At 69.4% G+C, this 22,112-nt stretch carries 18 protein-coding genes and 1 tRNA gene; 13 read left to right on the top strand and 6 right to left on the bottom strand.

Annotated elements, in window-relative coordinates; translation table 11 throughout:
* Positions 1-130 precede the first annotated feature (130 nt).
* Complete coding sequence (locus tag SS2_RS00975) at positions 131-1,183, top strand: pirin family protein (RefSeq protein ID WP_066460436.1); 1,053 nt, start codon at positions 131-133, stop codon at positions 1,181-1,183.
* 12 nt (positions 1,184-1,195) lie between these two features.
* Here SS2_RS00975 and SS2_RS00970 read toward each other — a convergent pair whose 3' ends face one another.
* The 3 genes from SS2_RS00970 to SS2_RS00960 all read right to left on the bottom strand — a co-directional run bounded on the left by SS2_RS00970 (position 1,196) and on the right by SS2_RS00960 (position 5,279).
* A complete protein-coding gene (locus tag SS2_RS00970) occupies positions 1,196-1,657 on the bottom strand; it encodes a SprT-like domain-containing protein (protein ID WP_066460433.1) in 462 nt (153 codons plus the stop codon).
* Between the two features lie 155 nt (positions 1,658-1,812).
* Positions 1,813-2,793 (bottom strand): aldose epimerase family protein, encoded by a 981-nt coding sequence (locus SS2_RS00965; RefSeq protein WP_066460432.1) that lies wholly within the window; start codon positions 2,791-2,793, stop codon positions 1,813-1,815.
* On the bottom strand, positions 2,790-5,279 hold the full coding sequence (locus SS2_RS00960; RefSeq protein ID WP_066460431.1) for a glycoside hydrolase family 94 protein: 2,490 nt from the start codon (positions 5,277-5,279) through the stop codon (positions 2,790-2,792). The genes SS2_RS00965 and SS2_RS00960 overlap by 4 nt, the downstream gene beginning before the upstream one ends.
* Positions 5,280-5,748: 469 nt before the next feature.
* On the opposite strand from SS2_RS00960, the gene SS2_RS16900 reads away from it, so the two are divergent.
* A complete protein-coding gene (locus tag SS2_RS16900) occupies positions 5,749-7,599 on the top strand; it encodes a TerD family protein (protein ID WP_169796234.1) in 1,851 nt (616 codons plus the stop codon).
* A 60-nt stretch (positions 7,600-7,659) separates the two neighbouring features.
* Here SS2_RS16900 and SS2_RS00950 read toward each other — a convergent pair.
* A tRNA-Gly gene (locus tag SS2_RS00950) sits at positions 7,660-7,733 on the bottom strand.
* Positions 7,734-7,798: 65 nt separating this feature from the next.
* Here SS2_RS00950 and SS2_RS17820 point away from each other — a divergent pair.
* From SS2_RS17820 to mnhG, 9 genes are all read left to right on the top strand, one after another.
* Positions 7,799-8,458 (top strand): TM2 domain-containing protein, encoded by a 660-nt coding sequence (locus SS2_RS17820; protein WP_066460427.1) that lies wholly within the window; start codon positions 7,799-7,801, stop codon positions 8,456-8,458.
* Positions 8,459-8,507: 49 nt separating this feature from the next.
* A complete protein-coding gene (gene dcd / locus SS2_RS00940) occupies positions 8,508-9,083 on the top strand; it encodes a dCTP deaminase (RefSeq protein WP_066460529.1) in 576 nt (191 codons plus the stop codon).
* 5 nt (positions 9,084-9,088) lie between these two features.
* A complete protein-coding gene (locus SS2_RS00935) occupies positions 9,089-10,168 on the top strand; it encodes a hypothetical protein (protein ID WP_245643253.1) in 1,080 nt (359 codons plus the stop codon).
* A 226-nt stretch (positions 10,169-10,394) separates the two neighbouring features.
* The gene (locus tag SS2_RS00930; protein WP_083941464.1) at positions 10,395-13,565 is read left to right on the top strand and encodes a Na+/H+ antiporter subunit A; all 3,171 of its coding nucleotides are present in this window, start codon (positions 10,395-10,397) and stop codon (positions 13,563-13,565) included.
* Complete coding sequence (locus SS2_RS00925) at positions 13,562-14,032, top strand: Na(+)/H(+) antiporter subunit C (protein ID WP_066460423.1); 471 nt, start codon at positions 13,562-13,564, stop codon at positions 14,030-14,032. The genes SS2_RS00930 and SS2_RS00925 overlap by 4 nt, the downstream gene beginning before the upstream one ends.
* Positions 14,033-14,034: 2 nt before the next feature.
* On the top strand, positions 14,035-15,606 hold the full coding sequence (locus SS2_RS00920; protein WP_066460421.1) for a Na+/H+ antiporter subunit D: 1,572 nt from the start codon (positions 14,035-14,037) through the stop codon (positions 15,604-15,606).
* Positions 15,603-16,265 carry a Na+/H+ antiporter subunit E gene (locus SS2_RS00915; protein WP_083941461.1) on the top strand — a complete coding sequence of 221 codons (663 nt, stop codon included), beginning with the start codon at positions 15,603-15,605 and terminating at the stop codon, positions 16,263-16,265. Before SS2_RS00920 ends, SS2_RS00915 begins: the two co-directional genes overlap by 4 nt.
* Positions 16,262-16,684: an MrpF/PhaF family protein gene (locus SS2_RS16895; protein WP_083941459.1), complete on the top strand. Its 423-nt coding sequence runs from the start codon at positions 16,262-16,264 to the stop codon at positions 16,682-16,684. The genes SS2_RS00915 and SS2_RS16895 overlap by 4 nt, the downstream gene beginning before the upstream one ends.
* The gene (gene mnhG / locus SS2_RS00905; protein ID WP_066460419.1) at positions 16,681-17,091 is read left to right on the top strand and encodes a monovalent cation/H(+) antiporter subunit G; all 411 of its coding nucleotides are present in this window, start codon (positions 16,681-16,683) and stop codon (positions 17,089-17,091) included. The genes SS2_RS16895 and mnhG overlap by 4 nt, the downstream gene beginning before the upstream one ends.
* 35 nt (positions 17,092-17,126) lie before the next feature.
* Here mnhG and SS2_RS00900 read toward each other — a convergent pair whose 3' ends face one another.
* Together SS2_RS00900 and SS2_RS00895 are read right to left on the bottom strand one after the other, a co-directional pair.
* Positions 17,127-18,116 (bottom strand): alpha/beta hydrolase, encoded by a 990-nt coding sequence (locus SS2_RS00900; RefSeq protein WP_066460417.1) that lies wholly within the window; start codon positions 18,114-18,116, stop codon positions 17,127-17,129.
* A gap of 88 nt (positions 18,117-18,204) precedes the next feature.
* Entirely contained in the window at positions 18,205-18,981 is a 777-nt protein-coding gene (locus SS2_RS00895) for an LppM family (lipo)protein (protein ID WP_066460415.1), read from the bottom strand.
* 265 nt (positions 18,982-19,246) lie between these two features.
* Here SS2_RS00895 and nrdD point away from each other — a divergent pair, with 265 nt between their 5' ends.
* Both nrdD and nrdG read left to right on the top strand, forming a co-directional pair.
* A complete protein-coding gene (gene nrdD, locus SS2_RS00890) occupies positions 19,247-21,505 on the top strand; it encodes an anaerobic ribonucleoside-triphosphate reductase (protein WP_245643251.1) in 2,259 nt (752 codons plus the stop codon).
* Entirely contained in the window at positions 21,498-22,100 is a 603-nt protein-coding gene (gene nrdG, locus SS2_RS00885) for an anaerobic ribonucleoside-triphosphate reductase activating protein (protein WP_066460525.1), read from the top strand. Before nrdD ends, nrdG begins: the two co-directional genes overlap by 8 nt.
* Positions 22,101-22,112: the final 12 nt, after the last annotated feature.

Here is a 22,112-nt window from a genome sequence, read left to right as displayed (position 1 = left end):
ACCTTTTCGGTCATCAGATCATGACGACTATCCACACGGCCGTCGGTCTGTGAGCCTCCGCGCCGTCCGGTCTGCCAGCACTGACGCCCGGTGCGCGGCACCGGGTGTGCCGGACGGCTAGCCTCGACAGATGAGCAACCTGGAGACTGCCCCGGACGAGAAGGTCTGCTCCGCGGGTGAGGCCAGCGGCATCCCGCGACGTCTGGAGATCCTGGAGCCTCGCGAGGTCCCGCTGGGCGGGCCGCGCGCCATGACGGTGCGCCGCACCCTGCCGCAACGTCAGCGCAGCATGGTCGGCGCCTGGTGCTTCCTCGACCACTATGGGCCCGACGACGTCTCGGCCGGCCCCGGCATGCAGGTCCCGCCCCACCCGCACACCGGTCTGCAGACGGTGAGCTGGCTCTTTGCCGGGGAGGTGCTGCACCGCGACTCCGTGGGCTCGGTCAGCACCGTGCGCCCCGGCGAGCTCAACCTCATGACCGCCGGGCGCGGGATCTCCCACTCCGAGCAGTCACCGGACCCGGTGTACTCCCGGCCCCCGGTCCTGCACGGTGTGCAGCTGTGGACCGCGCTGCCGTCCACCGCCGTGGGGACCGCGCCGACCTTCGAGCACCACGCCGACCTGCCGGCGCTCGAGGCGCCCGGAGCCCTCGCCCGCGTGTTCCTGGGGCAGCTGCCCGCCCAGCATCACCTCGGCGTGCTGAGCGCCCTGCGCTCGCCCGCGACGACCTTCACGCCGCTGGTCGGAGCCCAGATCGACCTGGCACCCGGCGCCGCGCTCACTCTCGTCCTCGACCCGACCTTCGAGCACGCAGTCCTCGTGGACACCCCCGGCGTCATCGACGTCGACGGCGACCCGGTCGGCTGGTCGGAGCTCGGCTTCATCGCAGCCGGCGCGCTGGAGACGACGGTACGGGCGGCACCGGACGCACCTGCCCGGCTCATCCTCATCGGCGGTGAGCCCTTCGCCGAAGAGATCGTCATGTGGTGGAACTTCGTGGGCCGCAGCCACGAGGACGTGGTGCAGGCTCGTGCTGACTGGGCGCGCCAGCTCGCCGGCCCCGGGGCGGCGGCGGGGGAGCCCGCAGCCCGCTTCGGGACCGTCACCGGCTACGACGGTCCTGCGCTGCCCGCCCCGCAGCTGCCTGGTGTGCGCCTGGCGCCCCGGCGCAACCGGGCCTGACCTCCCCGCGCGTCAGGCTGCGGTGACGTCCTCGCGCCGCACCCACGTGATGAGGAACCGGCGGTCGAAGGTCGGGCTGCAGCGCAGGCAGGACGCCTCGTGGCGGGGCAGGCGGAAGCGATCGATCTCGTGCCCGCCGCTGCACAACCCGATCCACGGCGCAGGCACCCGAGGCTCTTCTCGCCCGGCGAGGCGCCGTCCCGAGCACCCGATGCTGACAGCCAGCGAGCGCCAGCGCGGACCGTGCCCGGCGCGTGGCCCGGCAAGGGCGTGCGCGATCTCGTGCAGCAGGGTGTCGGTGACCATCGCCTCGTCGTAGAGGGCCATGAGGTGGCGCGAGACGGTGATCTTGCGGGCCGTGTAGTGGCAGGCGCCAGCGCGGCGTCGGGCATGGTCGAGGTCCAGGTCCCAGGCCTGCAGCCCGTGCTGGTCCATGAGCTGGCGGCCCAGCGTCCTCACCTCGACGAGGTCCATGCGCGTCTCCTCCGCCCGGCCGCCGTCCCTCGGGGCCTCGAGAGGACCCTATGCGCTCGCGATGGCGTCGTCACAGCCGCTGAGGGCGGTCTGTGGATTCCGCGTGGCTGGCACGCACCCCCCGGCACGGGCCAGCCACTGTCGGTGCGAGACGCTCACAGGCTGACGGTGAACGTCCCGGTCTTGGACTCGCCAGGCTCGAGCACGAACACCCCGGTGCCGGGCACCCCCTGCTCGGCGAGGGCGAAGCCGCCGTTGGCGTTGGTCACCGGCTCCACGGCGAAGTACGCCCGCTGCACCGGGACGTAGACCACCCAGTGGGAGTAGACGTCGTCGGCGGTGATGCGGACCTCGACGTCGGAGCCGTCGACCCGGGCGCCGGGGTAGACGATCCGCACCGGGCCAGGCTCGCGGCCGGTGAGGCAGTCGTCCACGAACCGGCTGCCCAGCGGGCGGAGGGTCGAGTAGTCGGCGCGGGCCGGCACAGGACCGGCCTCACCGACCGCCATCGCGGACTCGAGGGCGTACCCGGCGGTCACCGGGATCTCCAGCTGCGGCTCCCCGCAGTCCGGGGTCAGGCTTCGCACGAAGTACGGGTGATGACCGAAGCCCGCAGGGAACGCCTCGACGTCGACGTTGGTCACCGTGGTGGTCACGCTCAGTCCGTCGGCGGTCAGCGTGACGGCGAGCTCCGTGCTGAACGCCCACGGGAACCCCATGCCCACGACATCCCGGGAGTCCAGGCGCAGACGCACCGAGTCCCGGGTGCGCTCGAGGACCTCGAAGCCGAAGGGCAGCACCGACCCGTGCATCGCGGTGCCGTCCGGGGAGGTGCGCGGCAGCTGCCACGTGCGCCCGGCGAAGGTCAGCCTCGCCTCGGCGACCCGGTTGGACCAGGGGATGAGCGGGAAGCTCGAGCACGCCGTCGGGCTGTCCAGCTGCGTCCTCTTGGTGGGGCGCAGCAGGTCACGCCAGACGCCGTCGACCAGGACCTTCGCGTAGGCGATGGCCCCAGCGGAGCGGGGCAGGATCCCGACCCGCCAGGTGGCCGACTCGAGGTCGACCACCCGGGGGTCGCCGCCGACCGCCGAGGACGTGACGTCCTCGGCGACGGCGGTGCGGACGAGCGTGCTCACAGGACGACGGAGACCTGCACGGTCGCCCCGGCGGGGGCGTACGGCACGTGGTTGCCCTCGATGGCCACGCCGTCGACGGTCAGCGCGCCGCGCGCACCCTGGGTGCCCGAGTTCGTCACCGAGATCTCGTAGGTCGCCCCACGAGCGGTCCGGGTGACGGTGTAGGACGGGACGTCCGGGCCGATCTGCGGGTCGACGACGAGGCCGTCGTAGTCCGGGCGGACACCCAGCAGGTACTGCGAGACGGCGACGAAGTTCCACGCCGCAGTTCCGGTGAGCCAGGAGTTCTTGGCCTCACCGTGACGCACAGCCTCCTTGCCCGCGATCATCTGGGCGTAGACGTACGGCTCGAGGCGGTGCACGTCGGAGATGTCCTCGCGGTAGGCGGGGGTGATGCGCTTGTAGTAGTCGAAGGCGCGCTCGCCACGACCCAGCACCGTCTCGCCGATGATGACCCAGGGGTTGTTGTGGCAGAAGATGCCACCGTTCTCCTTGTAGCCCGGCGGGTAGGTGGAGACCTCACCCATCTCGATCTGGTAGCTCGTGTAGGCGGGGTACTGCAGGACCAGACCGTGGTCGGTGCCCAGCATCTCGCCCACGGAGTCGAGCGCACGCTCGGCGATGGACGGGCCGCCGTCGGCCGGCTTCTCCGTGCCGATGCCAGCCATGACCGCGAAGCCCTGCGGCTCGATCCAGATCTTGCCCTCGGCAGTCTCGTCGGTGCCGATCTTGTTGCCGTAGAAGTCGTAGGCGCGCAGGAACCACTCGCCGTCCCAGCCGTGGTCGAGGACGGCCTGCTTCATGTCGGCGATGGCCTGGCGAGCCTTGGCGGCGACGTCGTCGAGGCCGCGGCGCTCAGCGAGGGCGACGTACTCCGGGCCGATGAAGGCGAACATCGCCGCGATGAACACGGACTCAGCGACCCCGCCGGACTGGTTCTCCGTCGTCTGGAATGACTCCCCAGGCGTGGTGGAGAAGCAGTTGAGGTTGAGGCAGTCGTTCCAGTCCGCGCGCCCGATGAGCGGCAGACCGTGCGGGCCACGGTTGTTGACGGTGAAGTCGAAGGACCGCGTGAGGTGCTCGAACAACGACTCCGAGAGGCTCTCGTCGTTGTCGAAGGGGACCTGCTCGTCGAGGATCGAGAAGTCGCCGGTCTCCTTGATGTAACCCGCGACGCCGAGGATCAGCCAGAGCGGGTCGTCGTTGAAGCCGGAGCCGATGTCGTTGTTCCCACGCTTGGTGAGCGGCTGGTACTGGTGGTACGCGGAGCCGTCCGGGAACTGGGTCGAGGCGATGTCGATGATGCGCTCGCGGGCACGCTCGGGGATGAGGTGCACAAAACCCAGGAGGTCCTGGTTGGAGTCACGGAAGCCCATCCCGCGGCCGATGCCGGTCTCGAAGTAGGAGGCCGAGCGGGACATGTTGAAGGTGACCATGCACTGGTACTGGTTCCACACGTTGACCATGCGGTCGAGCTTGTCGTCACCCGAGGTCACGGCGTAGCCGGAGAGCAGCGTGGTCCAGTGCACGCGCAGCGCCTCGAAGGCAGCGTCGGTCTGCTCGGTCGTGGCGAAGCGGGAGAGCAGGGCGTGCGCGCGGTCCTTGTTGATGACCTGGAGGGCGGCGATGCCAGCGGCCTCGTCGGCCGGGGCCCACTTCTCCTCGTCGGGGTTCTCGACGTAGCCGAGCACGAAGACGAAGGTCTTCGACTCACCCGGCTCGAGGGTGACCTCGAGATTGTGCGAGGCGATCGGGTACCAGCCGGAGGCCACCGAGTTGCTGGACTCGCCGGCGAACGGCACGGCCGCCTCGGCGAGAGAGTTGTAGGCACCGACAAAGCTGTCGCGGTCGGTGTCGAAGCCGGCGGCGGTCGCGTTGACGCCGTAGACGGCGTAGTGGTTGCGACGCTCGCGGTACTCGGTCTTGTGGTAGATCGCGGTCCCGTGTGGGCCGGACTCCTCGATCTCGACCTCACCGATGTTGAGGTTGCGCTGGTAGTTCGTCTGGTCGTCCTGGGCATTCCACAGGCAGAACTCGGCGAAGCTGAAGAGCTTGACGGACTTGGCGGCGTCGGAGGTGTTGGTCAGCGTGACCTTCTGGATCTCCGCGGTCTCGCCGAGCGGGACGAAGAACAGCGTCTGCACGGACAGGCCGCCGCGCTCGCCGGTGATCTGGGTGTAGCCCATGCCGTGGCGGGTCTCGAAGTGGTCGAGGTCCGCCTTGATCGGCATCCACGACGGGGTCCACACGTCGCCGCCGTCGTTGATGTAGAAGTACCGGCCGCCGGCGTCGGTGGGGATGTTGTTGTAGCGGTAGCGCGTGAGGCGACGCATCTTCGCGTCACGGTAGAACGAGTAGCCACCCGCCTGGTGGGAGATGAGCGAGAAGAACTCTTCTGAACCGAGGTAGTTGATCCACGGGTACGGGGTGTGGGGGGTGGTGATGACGTACTCGCGGGCTTCGTCGTCGAAGTGTCCGTAACGCATGGGAGCGCCTCTCAGCAGGAGTTCGGGGGAGGCGTTCTCTCGACTGAGTGGGAGCGCTTCCACGATGATGTGTGACGATCATAACGGTCGTCGCCCCCAATGCGAAGCGTTGCGTCGCAGAATCGTCGTCGCCCCCGCCGTAGCCCCGGATTCCCGGGCCTGCCGACCCGCCGTATGTGTTCCCGGACCCAGGGTCCCTGCTCCTGAGCGTCGAGGTCGTCTCTTATGTGCGAGGTCGTCTGTTCGGATGGACGACCTCGCACATAAGAGACGACCTCGACGGAGATTTGGCCGGGTAGATCCGGGAAAGACGGCCAAGGCACCGAGGGTGGACTGGCGAGGTGTCTGTAGTGGAAGCGGGCAGGCCCATTGGGTGCGTGCCGCTAGGATGCGGGGCATCACAGAGGCGCCGCACGACGCGAGCAGCTGGGCTTGTCCGCCTGGTCCGAAGACGGTCGGAGGGGGAGACATGACTGTCGACACTGAGCAAGGGGGCCTGCTCGCTTCGATACAGACGCGATATCCCCAAGGATACGCCGTCGTCGACGTCGAGACGTCGGGTCTCTCACCCTCGTCGCACCGTGTGCTTCAGGTTGCCATCAGCCAGGTAGCGCCCGACGGCACGACCGAGCGGAACTGGTCCACACTGCTCGATCCTGGATGTGATCCTGGTCCGGTCCACGTCCACGGCCTCACCCGGCAACGGTTGGCGGGTTCACCGCAGTTCGTCGATGTCGCCGCACAGGTGTCGGAACTCGTCGGGGGACGGATCCTCGTCGCCCACAATGCTCAGTTCGACTGGAGGTTCCTGGCCGCAGAGGCGAGGCGCAGCAATGCTCCGCTCGCCGTCGACTCACGACTGTGCACCATGGCTCTGACCCGACTTCTCGACTTGCCCTTGCCCAACCTCAAACTCGAGTCGGTGGCCGCCTACTGGAGCGTGCGCCAGCTCGCCGCCCATGACGCCGTCGATGACACTCGGGTGCTTGTTGAGGTCCTTCGCCACTCGCTGGCCTCGGCCGATCGGCTCGGTCTCGCGCTGCCGCTGAGTCCGTGTGACGGACCGCCGCCGACGGTCTACCCAGCCACCTCCACGCGGATACCTTGCCGGTGGGCCTACCCCGGTCGATGGACACCGCCGGGCCCGCTTGTCCAAGGGATGAAGGTCGTTTTTACAGGCGCAACCCGGCTTCCGCGCGAGACGTTGGCCGCTCGAGCCACTTCTGCGGGGCTCGACGTCATGAACTCCGCCAGCTCGAAGACCTCGGTCGTCGTCTGTCCGGACCCGTCGTACCGCACCCGCAAGCTCGACACCGCGCGCAGCCACGGGACGCCGATCGTCTCGGAGGAGCAGTTCCTGCGGCTCGTGGCCGACGTCGCACCAGGACGGGACAAGACGACGTCGGCAGCTTCAGTGGAACCGCGCGCGGCGTCGACTGTCCCGTCTGCGCCTAGCGGTTTGCCTGCTTCAGTGCTGACGCCCCCAGGTCGGCTGGCTGGCCGCCGGGTGCTCGTCCTTGGTGGCCCCCACCCCGAGGCTGCCGCAGTGCGCACCCGAATCGCGATGGCTGGCGGTCAGGTGGCAGTGAACTTCACAGCCTCGGTGACCGACGTCGTCGTGCTGGACGGAGGTGAAGCTGACCCGCGCTGGCACCGCGGCCAGACCGCCGGCCTGTCGGTCCTCGACCCGGTCACGCTTGATCACGTGACCGTCCTCATGCCTGGACCGGCCGGAACAGCGACGGTGCTCGGCGATGGCACACCGCGCACCGTCTCTGCTCCACTCGAGACATCACCCGTGGTGATGCCACGAGGCGCCGTGATGGATCTTCCACCCTGCGTCGAGTGGTCACTGAGCGTGCGCTGGGCAGACGGCGGCGAGGCGACAGCGGAGGTCGACGTCGTGGCCTTCGTCACCGACGACGAGGAGGAGGTCGGTGATGACGGAGACTTCGTCTTCTTCAACGCTCCGACTCACCACTCAGCCGCCGTCGAGCTCCAATTCGACCTTGCCAGCGAGGTGCTCGTGAGCGTGCGGCTTGACTGCCTGCCTCCGCGCACGAGGAGGGTCATCCTGGCGGCGGCCATCCCTGATGGACTGACATTCAGTGACGTCGGGCCGATCGAGCTCACGCTGCGTGACGAGGATGGCGCCACAGTCGCCCATGCCACGCTGGACGCTGCAACCGAGGAGCAGAGCCTTGTCCTCGCCGTGGTCTATCAGCGTGGAGATGCGTGGCGGTTCCGAGTCGTCGGCCAAGGATATGCGTGTGGCCTTGGCGCGCTCGCGGTACGGCATGGTGTGGACGTCGACGAGTAATGCAGAAGGCCAGGTCCGAGTGGGATTCTCGAGACCTGGCCTGGGTCGTGCGGGGAAGTCTGGAGCGGATGACGGGAATCGAACCCGCGCTACGACCTTGGGAAGGTCGAGTTCTACCATTGAACTACATCCGCATGTCACAGGGACTGCGTAACCTGTGTGCGTAGATGATCATACCCATAGGACGGGAGCGTGCGAAGTGAGTTCGACGTCAGGTTACGGCGAGACTCCGACGGGCTCCAGCCCGGAGCAGCCGGAGTGGCTGCGCAAGGCCCCTGCGACGCCGTCGTCGGACACCCCGCACGGCGCGCCTGCGGTGGAGACAGCTCCCACGGCTCACGGCTTCGACGACTACGCCAACCCGACGGGTCCCGGCTCTTCCCCACGGTCACCGCAGCAGGGGTCCTACCCCGGCGCGCCGTACGCCGGCCAGTCCTCGTACACCCAGCAGCCGCAGCAGCCCCAGCAGCCGCAGCACCCGCAGTACCCGTACCCCCAGCCCGCGCAGCACCCCCAGGCCTACCCTGCGCAGTACCCCAACCAGCACCCCGCCCAGTACCCCGGGAACCAGCCGGGCGCCTACCCGCCGCCCGGCTCGCCGTGGGCACCGGTCGACCCGCACGCGAAGTCGCGGCTGGCCGCCGGCCTCCTCGGGATCTTCCTCGGCGCCCTGGGCATCCACCGCTTCTACCTCGGGTACACCGGCGTGGGTATCGCGATGCTGCTGCTGACGGTGCTGTCCTTCGGGTTCCTAGGCATCATCACCTCGATCTGGGGACTCGTCGAGGGGATCCTCTACCTCACCGACAAGACCGGTCGGTACTCCCGCGACGCGACCGGCCGGCGTCTGCGCGACTGACTCCGGTCGCATCTCACCCGGTCCCCTCGTGATCGGCTACCGTTGGCAGGTGCTGCTCTCCGACCGCGACATCCGCGAAGAACTCAACCTCGGCCGCGTCCGCCTCGAGCCCTACGCACCCGAGATGGTGCAGCCCTCGAGCATCGATGTCCGGCTGGACAAGTTCTTCCGGCTCTTCGACAACCACCGGTACCCCTTCATCGACCCCGCGGCCGAGCAGCCGGACCTCACCCGCAGCGTCGAGGCCGACCCGGGAGAGCCGTTCATCCTGCACCCCGGTGAGTTCGTGCTCGGCTCCACCTACGAGGCCGTCACCCTGCCCGACGACGTCGCCGCGCGTCTGGAGGGCAAGTCCTCGCTCGGTCGCCTGGGCCTGCTCACCCACTCCACCGCCGGCTTCATCGACCCCGGGTTCTCCGGCCACGTCACCCTCGAGCTGAGCAACGTGGCAACCCTGCCGATCCTGCTGTGGCCAGGGATGAAGATCGGCCAGCTGTGCTTCTTCCGGCTGTCCTCCCCGGCGGAGCACCCCTACGGCTCCGAGCGCTACGGCTCGCGCTACCAGGGGCAGCGCGGCCCGACGGCCTCCCGGTCGTGGCAGAACTTCCACCGCACCGACATCTGAGCACCATGCCCACCCTTCCCGACGCGCTCGAGCTGATGCCGCTGCCGAGCGCCTCCGCGCTCCCGGCCGCCGGCCACGCATCCCGCCATCTGCTCGGGGTGGGCGACGACGTGGACCCCTCCGAGGTGGAGACGCTCGCTCTGGCCAGGTTCCCGTCCACCGCCTGGGAGGCCCTGCCCAGCGAGCAGCGCACCGCCCGCGGCGGGCGGCTGCTGCCCGGGATCCTGCGCATCTCCCGCCACACCCTCATCGCCGGTCCGTATGCCCCGGTCGCCGAGGACGGCGCCCCGCTCGGCTTCACCCCGGACGTGCAGATGGTGTTCGACGTCATGTGCCCCCGAGAGCGCGGTGCGGCGCCCTACCCCGGCGGCGACCGCGACGGGCTGGCCCGGGTGTTCGCGAGCGGGCTGCCGGTCCGCGAGGAGTGGCGGGTGGCCTGCTGGCTCGTCGCCGTCGGGCGCAGGCTCGGCGGCTCGGTGTCCTTCGAGGTGGCGCCGGGGGACCGGACGCGTGTCTCCCCGGACCCGGCGGTCTCGGTCGACCTCACGGTGTACTCCGGCGTCTGGCTCGACCCGTCCGCAGCCGAGCAGGTCTGCCGCACCGCCCACGCCGGTGCGCACCTGGCCACCGCCGGGACGCAGTGGGGCGGTCCGCCGGAGACGGCCGGGAAGGTCCCCGCGATCGAGTCCTCCTCGCTGACGCCGGAGGAGCTCTACGACCTCCACGCGCGCGCCGACGCCTTCGACATCGAGGCCCTCAGCGGCCCGCAGACCCTGACCAGCTATGGCGTCGAGGTCGACCTCGGCAAGGACGGGATCGTCTCGGTCGAGGTGGGCGGCGTGGACGAGTCGCCGCTCGTGCTGCGCGGGCTGGACTGGGCCGCGCAGGGCGCGGTGACCTACGAGGTGCGCTGGTCCCCGCCCGACCTCGTGGACTGGCAGCGGGAGATCCCCTCCTTCGAGCACCGCGTCTCACGGACCCGGGCGACCGGTGTGGTGGCGCAGCTCGCACGCGCGGTGTTCGCCGCCGTGGGCGGCGAGATCGCCGACCAGGACGACTTCCTCGTCGACCCTGAAGACGTCTAGGTCCATCGGCGCCCCCTCGACGCCCCGGGAGCTCCACCGCGCCACCGCGGCGTCGCCTCTATTCCCGGAGGGGGAGTGACGTTTCCCATGTCCTGACCCAGCATTGACTGTTGATAAACTTCCGACCAGACAACTTCACACGCTAGACAGCCATGCGCGAGCGCCTCGCCGGCGCTCCCGTGGCCAGAACTGACCGACCACCGCCCCCAATCAGGACGGAGCGGACGTGCTTCTCTTGCTCGTTGCCCATGCTGTCTTGGCACTAGCCGCGCCCGCACTGGTCTCCTGGATAGGCCGTCGCGCCTTCCTCGTCCTCGCACTCGCGCCGGCCTCTGCCGCCGTCTATGCGCTGAGCTGGACCAGTCGCGTGATGAACGGAGAGCACCCGACCGAGGTGGTCGAGTGGATCCCCGCCATCGGCGTGAGCCTCTCCTTCCGCATGGACACCCTCACCTGGCTCATGCTGCTGCTCGTCGGCGGCGTCGGAGCCCTGGTCCTCGTGTACTGCTCGGCCTACTTCGCCGCGTCCGCCTCCGGGCTGCGCAAGTTCGGCGGCGTGCTGACCGCCTTCGCCGGCGCCATGGTCGGCCTGGTCACCGCGGACGACATGCTGTTGATGTTCATGTTCTGGGAGCTGACCACGGTCTTCTCCTACCTGCTCATCGGGCACTATCACGAGCGCAAAGCCAGCCGCCGGGCCGCCATGCAGGCCATCATCGTCACGACCGCCGGCGGCCTGGCGATGCTCGTCGGCGTCGTCATCCTCGGCCAGGCCTCCCCGACCGGCTACAGCCTGTCCGGGCTGCTCGCGAACCCACCGGAAGGCACCGCGGTCACCGCAGCGGTCGTCTGCCTGCTGGTGGGCGCCGCGACCAAGTCCGCGCTCATCCCCACGCACTTCTGGCTGCCTGCGGCGATGGCCGCACCGACCCCGGTCAGCGCGTACCTGCACGCCGCCGCGATGGTCAAGGCCGGCGTCTACCTCGTCGCCCGCTTCGCCCCCGCCTACTCCCACCTGTCGGTGTGGGTGACCATCGTCGTCGTGCTCGGCTGCGGGACGTTGCTGCTGGGCGGCTACCGGGCGCTGCGCCAGAACGACCTCAAGCTCATCCTCGCCTACGGCACCGTCTCCCAGCTCGGCCTCATCGTGCTCTTGGTCGGTCTCGGCACGCAGGCCGCAGCCCTGGCCGGCCTGGCGATGATCGGCGCGCACGCGATGTTCAAGGCGGCGCTCTTCCTCACCGTCGGGATCGTCGACGCCGCCACCGGCACGCGTGACATGCGCCGCCTCACCGGGGTGGGCCGCGCCCTGCCGTTCACCGCCGTGGCCGGCGTGCTCGCGACCGCGTCCATGATCGGCTTCCCCCCGCTCGCCGGCTACGTCGCCAAGGAAGCCGCCCTGGAAGCCCTCGTGCACGACGGCGTGCCGGTCGGCCCCGCGTGGATCGGACCCGTGGTCGTGGCGGCCGTGGCGGTCGGCTCCCTGCTCACCGTCGCCTACGGGCTCCGCTTCGTCTGGGGTGCCTTCGCCACCAAGAAGCAGGCACCGGCCATCCCGATCGTCCCGTGGACCGTGGAAGGACACGAGGTCGAGACGGCGATGATCGACCCGGCGCACATCAAGCGCCAGCCGCCGTTGCTCGTCGGCCCCGCCCTGGTGCTGGCTGTGCTCGGGCTCGTCACCGCACTGGCTCCGGCCGTCGGTGACCGGCTGCTCGCCCCGCAGGCCGAGACCTACCCCGCGGGCGAGCCCGGGCACCTGACCCTGTGGGGCGGCGTCGGACCGGCGCTGCTGCTCACCATCGCGATCCTGGGCCTGGGCGCGGTGGCCTTCTGGAAGCGACGCGCCATCGAGCGGTTCCAGGCCTCGCTGCCGCACCCGGTCGAGGCAGACCGCGTCTACCGCCGGTCCATGCGCGTGCTCGACGACTTCGCCGCCGACGTCACCGCCATGACCCAGCGTGGTTCGCTGCCCTTCTACCTCGGTGCGATCCTCGTCGTCCTGGTCATCGGCCCCGGTGGGGTGCTGCTCACCCAGAACATGCTGCCCGACGACGTCCGGCTGTGGGACACCGCCGCCCAGGTGGCGCCGGTGCTCATCATCATCGTGGCGTCGATCCTGGCCGCCCGGTCGCGCCGACGCCTCAAGGCCGTCCTCATCATGGGCTTCGCCGGTTACTCCGTCGCCTTCCTCTTCCTCCTGCACGGTGCCCCCGACCTGGCGCTCACCCAGGTGCTCGTGGAGACCGTGACCCTCGTGGTCATGGTGCTGGTGCTGCGCCGCCTCCCGCCGTACTTCTCCGACCGTCCGCTGGCGATGAGCCGGTGGGTCCGGCTCGCCGTCGCCGTGGCGGTGGGCTTGGTGGTCATGGCGCTGGCGCTGATCATCCCCGGCGCCCGGATGCACCAGGCCGTCTCCGCGCAGTTCCCGGAGGAGGCCTACGAGTTCGGTGGTGGGAAGAACATCGTCAACGTGACCCTCGTCGACATCCGCGCGTGGGACACGATGGGGGAGATCTCGGTGCTGCTCGTGGCAGCCACCGGCGTCGCCTCCCTGGTCTTCCTCAGCCGCCGCGGCGGGGAGATCTTCCGCGCGCAGAACGCGATCGACGACACCCAGAACACCTACCGGGTGTGGGCCGCGCAGACCGAGGCCGACTCCCCGGCCGGGGTCCCCGCCTTCTTCAAGGACCGCGCCGCCGCGGCCGGCCTGAACAGCACCGCGGCGCTCTCGACCGCCGCCGCCAAGGCGGCATCGACCGCTCAGCAGGTCACGCCGCAGCGTCAGCGCGTGTGGCTGCCTGGCGGGCGGACGCTGTCCCCGCTGCGACGGTCGGTGATCTTCGAGGTCGTCACCCGGCTGCTCTTCCACTCGATGATCGTCTTCGCCTTCTTCCTGCTCTTCTCCGGTCACAACGCGCCCGGTGGTGGCTTCGCGGCGGGGATCGTCGTGGGCATCGCGCTCATCGTGCGGTACCTCGCGGGCGGACGGTACGAGCTCGGAGAGGCCTTGCCGATCCAACCGGGTGTGCTGCTCGGCACGGGCTTGTTCTTGTCCGCCGGGGTGGGCCTCGGTGCGCTGATGCTCGGTGGTGAGGTGCTCCAGAGCGTCATCGTGGAGTTCACCCTGCCGGCCTTCGGCCACGTCAAGCTCGTCACGTCGCTGTTCTTCGACCTCGGTGTGTTCCTCGTGGTGATCGGCCTGATCCTCGACATCCTGCGCTCGCTGGGGTCGGAGATCGACCGGCAGATCGACGTGGCGCTCCCCGAGAGCTCGCAGTTCGCCTCGATGGCTCACCAGACGGGTACGGCGCGGGCGGTGCAGGCCTCGAGCGAGGACGGACCGCCGCCCTCCATGCCCACCACGCTCAACCCCGATGAAGGGAGCCAACCATGATCGACATGAGCCCCAACATCCTGCTCGTGCTGGCCATCGGCGCGCTCGTGATCACCGGGGTCTACCTGCTCCTGGAACGCAGCCTCACCCGGGTGCTCATCGGCTTCATCCTCATCGGCAACGGCGTGAACCTGCTCTTCCTCGTCGCCGGGGGAGCGGCCGGTGGCCCGCCGATCATCGGGCAGACCCCGGTGGAGGACATGAGCGACCCGTTGCCACAGGCCATGGTGCTCACGGCCATCGTCATCACGTTGGCCCTGACGGCCTTCGTGCTGGCCATGGCGTACCGCTCGTGGCAGCTCAACGGCCACGACGAGGTCCAGGACGACCTCGAGGACCGCCGCATCGTGCGCCTGGCGGCGAAGAACGCCCCGACGTACAACGACACCGACTCGATCGAGGACACAGAGACCATTGACGAACAGGCCGCCGAGGCGCGCGACGAGACCGGGAACGCTGACGCATGAGCATGAGTGAGTTCACCTGGCTCGTGCCGCTGCCCGTCGTCATGCCGTTGTTCGCTGCGGGGCTGACCCTGGCGCTGTACCGCCGTCCGCGTGCCCAACGGATCATCTCCGTCGTCGCGCTCTCGCTCATGGTCGCCGCGGGTGTCGGTCTGCTGTTCCTGGCGGACTCCGGACCGGTGGTCGTCGACATCGGCGGCTGGGCCGCTCCGGTGGGGATCAACCTCGTCGCGGACCGGCTCTCCGCCCTCATGCTCACCGTCTCCAGCACGGTGCTGCTGTGCGTGCTCCTGTACTCCTTGGGTCAGGGCATCACCGACGGGGACGAGGCGGCACCGGTCTCCATCTACCACCCGACCTACCTGGTGCTGGCGGCGGGGGTCTCCAACGCCTTCCTCGCCGGTGACCTGTTCAACCTCTACGTCGGCTTCGAGATCCTGCTCGCGGCGAGCTATGTGCTCCTGACGCTGGGCGGCACCGGCGAGCGGATCCGCGCGGGGTCCATCTACGTCGTGGTGGCACTGCTCTCGTCGTTGATCTTCCTCGTCGCGATCGCGATGACCTACGCGGCCACGGGCACGGTCAACCTGGCCCAGCTCGCCCAGCGCCTGCCCGAGATCGACCCGGGCGTCACGCTCGTGCTGCAGCTGCTCCTGCTGCTGGCCTTCGGGATCAAGGCGGCCATCTTCCCGCTCTCGGCCTGGCTGCCGGACTCCTACCCGACCGCCCCGGCCCCTGTCACGGCGGTCTTCGCGGGCTTGCTGACCAAGGTCGGCGTGTACGCGATCATGCGGACCCAGACGCTGCTGTTCACCGACGGTCGCCTGGACACCTTGCTCATGTGGCTCGCGCTGGCCACGATGGTCATCGGAATCCTCGGTGCGGTCGCTCAGAACGACATCAAGCGTCTGCTGTCCTTCACGCTGGTCAGCCACATCGGCTACATGCTCTTCGGCATCGCGCTGGCCTCGACGGCTGGGCTCGGCGCGTCGATCTTCTACGTCGCCCACCACATCACCGTCCAGACGACGTTGTTCCTCGTCGTCGGGCTCATCGAGCGTCGCGGCGGCACGACGTCGCTCGAGCGCCTGGGCGGTTTGGCCAAGCTCGCACCCGGGCTGGCGATCTTGTTCTTCATCCCTGCGATGAACCTCGCAGGCATCCCGCCGCTGTCGGGCTTCCTGGGCAAGGTCGGGCTGCTCGAGGCAGGTGTTGCCCAGGGCACCGCGCTGGCCTACGCCCTGGTCATCGGGAGCGTCGTGACCTCGCTGCTCACGCTGTACGCGATCGTCAAGGCGTGGAACAAGGCCTTCTGGCAGACGCCGCCCGAGGCTCTCCCCGAGGCGCGCCTGCCCGCCACGATGGTCGGCCCGACGGCGGCCCTGGTCGGTCTGGGCCTGCTGCTCACCGTGCTCGCGGGTCCCCTCTACGCCTACGCCGACCGGGCGGCCGGGACGATGATGGAACCGTCGAACTACATCGACGCCGTCCTGGACTCCACCGGACGGGGGCAGGGGGACTCGACGTCCGCCACCGACGCCACGACCGCCGACCTGACCCAGGGAGGGGACTCATGACGCTGCACCGCCGCCGGGCGAACCTCGCCGCGCAGTGGCCCACCATCATCTGGCTCGCCATCGTCTGGGTGCTGCTGTGGGGCGAGGTGAGCTGGGGGAACATCGTCGCCGGGCTGATCATCGCGCTGATCATCACCCTCGTCATGCCGTTGCCCGCCATCGCCTTCCACGGGAAGGTGCGTCCGCTGGCCCTGCTGGCCCTGCTCGTGCGGTTCGCCTCCGACCTGGTCATCGCCTCGGTCCAGGTGAGCCTGCAGGCCTTCCGCTTCGGTCACACCCCGCGCGGGGCCGTGGTGGGAGTCCGCCTCCGCAGCTCCTCCGACCTGTACCTCACCCTCGTCGCCGAGCTCAGCACCCTGGTCCCGGGGTCGCTTGTCATCGAGGCGCACCGGCTGACCGGGATGCTCTACCTGCACGTCCTGGACCTGGACAGCTACGGCGGCGTGGACAAGGTCCGCGACGACGTCCACGCCCTGGAGGCCCGGCTGCTGCGGGCCCTCGCCTCGGACGAGGAGCTGGAAGCGGCAGGCGTGGCCAAGACGCGCCGTGGCCAGCGGATCCTCGACGCTCAGCGCGACGAGCAGCGTGCCCTGGAGGCCCGTACCGACGAGACCGGTGGGTCCCAGCCCCATGACACCATCACGAAGGAGCAGCCATGACTGTCGTCGCGATCGTCTGCGCGGCCCTGCTGCTCGGTGCCGCGGTCCTCGCGCTGATCCGTGCCGAGCGTGGACCGAGCATGCTCGACCGCACCGTCGCCCTCGACGTCTTCGTCACCGCGCTGGTGGGTGGGATCGTCGTGGAGGCCGCGCTGACCGGACGCACGGACACGTTGCCGCTGCTGGTGGTGCTGTCCATGGTCGGGTTCGTCGGGTCGGTCACCATCGCGCGCTTCGCTGCGGCCGAGCCCAAGGGTGAGGGCCGGGTGCGCACCGCGGAGGAGATCGCCCAAGAAGAGGCGGCCCGCGCGGGCAAGGAGATCGACCACGCGCTCGTCAACGGCGAGCCGCGCGATCTCCACGAGCCCAAGTACCCCCGTTCCCTGCCTGAGAACCCGGAGAAGGGAGGCGACCGATGACCTGGACCGCCGTCGCTGATGTGCTGGCAGGGATCTGCCTCGTCTCGGGCGCGTTCTTGGCCTTCGCCGCCGGGGTGGGCGTGCTCCGTTTCCCCGACCTGCTGGCCCGGATGCACGCAGGCACCAAGCCTCAGGTGCTCGGACTCATCCTCCTGCTCACGGGGGAGGCGCTGCGGGTGCGCAACCTGCAGGTGCTCGGGATTCTCGTGCTCATCGTGATCTTCCAGCTGCTCACCGCCCCGGTGGCCGCGCACATGGTCGGTCGCGCCGGGTACCGGACCGGCAAGGTGCGCAGCGAGCTGCTCGTGGTCGACGAGCTCACGGCCGACCACTTTCAGTCCGCGGTGCCCGCGCCGCGCTCTGAGCCCGACCACGGGCTGGACAACCCGGCCCCGCGCAAGGACTGACGCCCTCACGCAGGACTGAGCTGGCTCAGCGCGTCTTAGCGCCTCTCGACGCGCTGAGCCAGCCACCGGAAGACCTCGGCGAAGAAGGTCGACCGGGCAGGCTCGGGGGACAGGCTGAGGTCGTGCGCGCCGCCGTGCACGGGCACGACGGTCACGTCGTCACCGAGGCGGCGGGCCCTCTCGCGGATCTGGGCGACGTCGAGCACGCTGTCGGTGCTCAGGATCTCCTCGTGCCAGTTCTTCGCGTCTCCGGAGGTGTCTGAGGTGAGCACGAGCACCGGGCAGCGGATGTCCAGCCCGCGAGCGACCTGGGCGTGACCACGCCGGATCGCCCGGAACCAGCCGGCCCGCACCGGGAACCCCTCGTGCGGCTTGAGGTGGAGGTCGTACTCCCACTCGCCGCCGGACCCGGCGTGCAGCGCCCGCCCGTAGTGCGGGGCGAGCGAGCCGATCTGGACGTGCGGAGCCAACGGCGCGAGCAGGTCGATGACCGGCGTGGCCACCACCCGGGTGAACCACGGCTCGTTGAGGTCGAACCACGGGCTGTTGAGCACGAGGGCGTCGATGACCACCGGCCTGCCTGGCTGCGTCCGCGCGTCGGCCCACAGGCTCGTGATGAGCCCGCCTGTGGAGTGCCCGACGACGACGAGCTCGTCGTGACCCTCCTCGAGCCGGATGATGCGGGCGGCCGCGTCGAGCTCCTCGGCGTAGTCGGACAGCCGGGAGATGTCGTTCGGGGTCTGGTAGGAGCGCAGCGAACGCCCGTACTTGCGCAGGTCGAGGGCGTAGAAGTCGTAGCCGTGCTCGGCGAAGGCGTCAGCCATGTGCGTCTGGAAGAAGTAGTCCACGAAGCCGTGCACGTACAGGACGGCCTTGCCGGTGGCCGGCCCGGTGGCGCGGCGCACGAGGGTGGCCACCACCTCGCCCTCGGCGTCGGGCGCCAGGTGGAGGGTCCGGGCGACCCACCCGTCGCCGAGGATGTCCGGCTGCCAGAGGGCGTCGGAAGCGGGGTGCGGGGTGTCCATGGCGGGGCTCCAGACGGCGAGGGCGCGAGCACGCGTGAGCGGCGTGCGACTCCAGTCTGCCGGGTGCGGGGGAGGTGGTGCTATCTGCTCACGGTTGGGGCGAGCCGGGTCCGCCCTGTGCGCCGGCCGTGCGGTTGCGCAGGACGAGCCAGGTGCCCAGACCGGCGACGGCCAGGACACCGAGCCCGAGGGCGAGCGGCAGGGCCCATGCAGACGCGCCGGCGCCGTCGTCCTCGGCGGTGATCGCCTCGTCGGCGCTCCCGCCCGTGGGCGTGGCGCCCGCCTCGTCGGGGGCGGGCGGGGCACCGGCACCCGTCACCGCGGACGAGGCGGTGTAGTCGAGGTCGGTCGAGCCGGTGCCCGTCCACTCCACGGTGACGTCGTCGACGAGGGTGCCGTTGTGATCGGTCACCGGGCCGGGGAAGGAGACCGTCGTGCGGATCTCGACCGCCTCGGTCTGCTCAGGGGGCAGGGAGCCGGTGATGATCGAGATCGGGTACTGCAGGGCGAAGCGGACGCCGTCGGCGTCCGTGGTGACCACGCTGCGCCCGAACACCCCGACGTCGTCGCCCGGGACGTCCTCTCCGGTGACCTGGACGCCGGCGTAGCCGTCCTGCCGGTAGTCGGAGACGACGAAGTCCTCGATGCCCGGCTGGGAGGCGAGCTCGTCGGTCAGCAGCGTGCTGAACGCCTCGGGTGTGTAGCCCGCGGTGGCCAGCTCGGTCTCGTCCCCGGCCAGGATCATGGACAGGTCGTAGGTGCCGTCCTCGTGCACAGCGATGTCTGTGGTGACCCGGCCGCAGCCGGTCAGGGCGAGCATGACCAGGACCGCGGTGACGGCCCAGGCCAAGGGTGTCCGGCGCATCCGTGTCTCCTTCCGTGTGCGGGGCCTCGCCCGGGTGGGGCGAGGCTCCGCGTGCACTCTGCCACGACGGCCGCGCCGGCGGCATCACCAGGCAGTGGTGAGGTGGCGTCTGCCCACCCTGACGGCCGCCGCGTGCGGCGGGAGGACCTTAGGCCCACGTGAAAAATACCCACCATATGTAGTGTTGCAATCCCGATATGAGCACTACATAGGGGTGCTGGACGTCGGGACGGCGATCTGGCATCGCCGTCAAGGAGCCACGCCCGTGCTGAAGACCCCGCACTCCACCACCCCGGCCCCCGTGGCAGGCGCCGCCCTGCCCGGCATGATGGTCGCCAAGCGCGACGGACGCCGGTTGGAGTTCGACGACTCCCGGATCTACGCGGCGCTGGCCAAGGCCTTCGCCGACGTGCACGGCGAGCTCGACCCCCTCATCCACCGGAAGCTGGAGGGCCTGGTCGCGCGGATCACCAAGGAGATCGGGGAGCGCTTCAGCGTCGACGTGAAGATCTACGAGATCCAGAACGTCGTCGAGCACGTGCTGCTCGACAGCAAGGAGTACGACGTCGCCGAGGCGTACATCAGCTACCGGACCCAGCGGGACTTCGCCCGGAGCAAGGCCACCGACATCGATCACTCGATCCTCAAGCTCATCGGCAAGGACCAGTCGGTCGTCAACGAGAACGCCAACAAGGACAGCGACGTCTTCAACACCCAGCGTGACCTCACGGCTGGCGCCGTCGGCAAGGCCATCGGGCTGAAGATGCTCCCACCGCACGTGGCCAACGCGCACCAGAAGGGAGACATCCACTACCACGACCTCGACTACCACCCCTATGCGCCCATGACGAACTGCTGCCTCATCGACTTCACGTCGATGCTCAGCCAGGGCTTCCGGATCGGCAACGCCGAGGTGGAGCCGCCGCGCTCGATCCAGACGGCGACCGCTCAGATCGCCCAGATCATCGCCAACGTCGCCTCGAGCCAGTACGGCGGCGCCTCGGTCAACCGGGCCGACGAGCTGCTGGCTCCCTATGCGCGCAAGAACTTCGACAAGCACCTGGCCGAGGCTCAGACGTGGATCGCCGACGAGTCGGTGCACCAGGTCTACGCCGAGGAGAAGACCCGCAAAGACATCTACGACGCGATGCAGAGCCTCGAGTACGAGATCAACACCCTGTTCACCTCCAACGGCCAGACCCCCTTCACGTCCCTCGGCTTCGGTCTGGGCACCGACTGGTTCGAGCGGGAGATCCAGAAGGCGATCCTGGCGATCCGCATCGGCGGGCTGGGCAGCGAACGGCGAACGGCGATCTTCCCCAAGCTCATCTTCACGCTGCGCCGCGGGCTCAACCTCGACCCCACCGACCCCAACTACGACATCAAAGAGCTCGCGTTGGAGTGCGCGACGAAGCGGATGTACCCCGACGTCCTCAACTACGACAAGCTCGTCGAGCTCACAGGAAGCTTCAAGACGCCCATGGGGTGCCGATCCTTCCTCCAGGGATGGCAGGACGCCGACGGCAACGACGTCTCCGAAGGTCGGATGAACCTCGGAGTGGTGACGCTCAACCTGCCCCGGATCGCCCTCGAGGCCGCCGGGAACGTGGAGAAGTTCTGGTCGATCCTCGCCGAGCGGCTCGCTATCGCCCGGGACGCGCTGATCTACCGGATCGAGCGGTGCTGTGAGGCCACCGCGGCGAACGCGCCGATCCTCTACGTCTACGGGGCCTTCGGGCAGCGCCTGGCCCTGAACGACCCGGTGAGCTCCCTGTTCAAGGGCGGGCGCGCGACGGTGTCGCTCGGCTACATCGGCCTGTACGAGGTGGCTGCGGCCTTCTACGGCGGCGCGTGGGAGTCCAACCCTGAGGCCAAGGAGCTGACCCTGGAGGTGCTGCGCGAGCTGCAGCGCAACACGGCGTCCTGGACGCGAGAGCACGGCTACCAGTTCTCGGTCTACGCCACACCGAGCGAGTCCCTCACCGACCGGTTCGCGCGGATGGACAAGGCGAAGTTCGGGTCGGTGCCTGACATCACTGACAAGGACTACTACACGAACTCCTACCACTACGACGTGCGCAAGAGCCCGACGCCCTTCGACAAGCTGGACTTCGAGAAGGACTACCCGCAGTACTCCTCGGGTGGGTTCATCCACTACTGCGAGTACCCGATCCTCCAGCAGAACCCCGCCGCTCTCGGTGCGGTGTGGGACTACGCCTACGACCGGGTCGGCTACCTGGGCACCAACACCCCGATCGACCGCTGCTACGAATGCGGCTACTCCGGGGACTTCGACGCGACCGCACGCGGCTTCCAGTGCCCGGAGTGCGGCAACGCCAACCCCGCGACCTGCGACGTCGTCAAGCGCACCTGCGGCTACCTGGGCAACCCCCAGGCGCGCCCCATGGTGCACGGCCGCCACAGCGAGATCGCAGCCCGGGTCAAGCACATGCCCGGGGCGGTGGGGGTCTCCGGGGCCGAGCCTGCGGGTAGGGCTGAGCCTGCGGGTGGGGTCGATGCCTGATCCGCGCCCGGGGCAGTGGCTCTCCGCGAAGCTCAGCCAGCACCGGATCGCTGACTACAAGCCCTTCGGCTTCGTCGACGGCGAGGGGGTGCGCTGCAGCCTGTACGTGAGCGGTTGCCCCTTCGCCTGCGTGGGCTGCTTCAACGAGGCGGCCTGGAGCTTTCGGTACGGCGAGGTCTACACCCGCGAGCTCGAGGACCAGATCGTGGCGGACCTGTCCCAGAGCTACGTCCAGGGCCTGACCTTGCTCGGCGGGGAGCCTTTCCTCAACACCGAGGTGTGCCTCTCCCTCATCGCGCGGATGCGCGCCGAGCTCGGCGACACCAAGGACGTGTGGTCCTGGACGGGGTACACCTTCGAGGAGCTCCTGCTCGAGAGCCCCGACAAGCTCGCCCTGCTCAGGGAGGTCGACGTGCTCGTCGACGGGCGCTTCGACCTCGCCCAGCGGGACCTGAAACTGCAGTTCCGCGGCAGCCGCAACCAGCGCGTGCTCGACGTGCCCCGGTCGCTGGCTGCCGGGGTCGCGATCCCGTGGGCCAGGGCCCTCGACGCGGACCGGACCTACGACCAGATCGAGAGGCGCGCCCTGATCTAGGCGGGTGGTTGC

The organism is Sanguibacter suarezii NBRC 16159 (genome assembly GCF_001552735.1).
GTDB classification, from domain to species: Bacteria; Actinomycetota; Actinomycetes; order Actinomycetales; family Cellulomonadaceae; genus Sanguibacter; species Sanguibacter suarezii.
The sequence above is the reverse complement of the archived record's forward strand: the minus strand, read 5'-3'. Positions and strand labels throughout refer to the sequence as shown.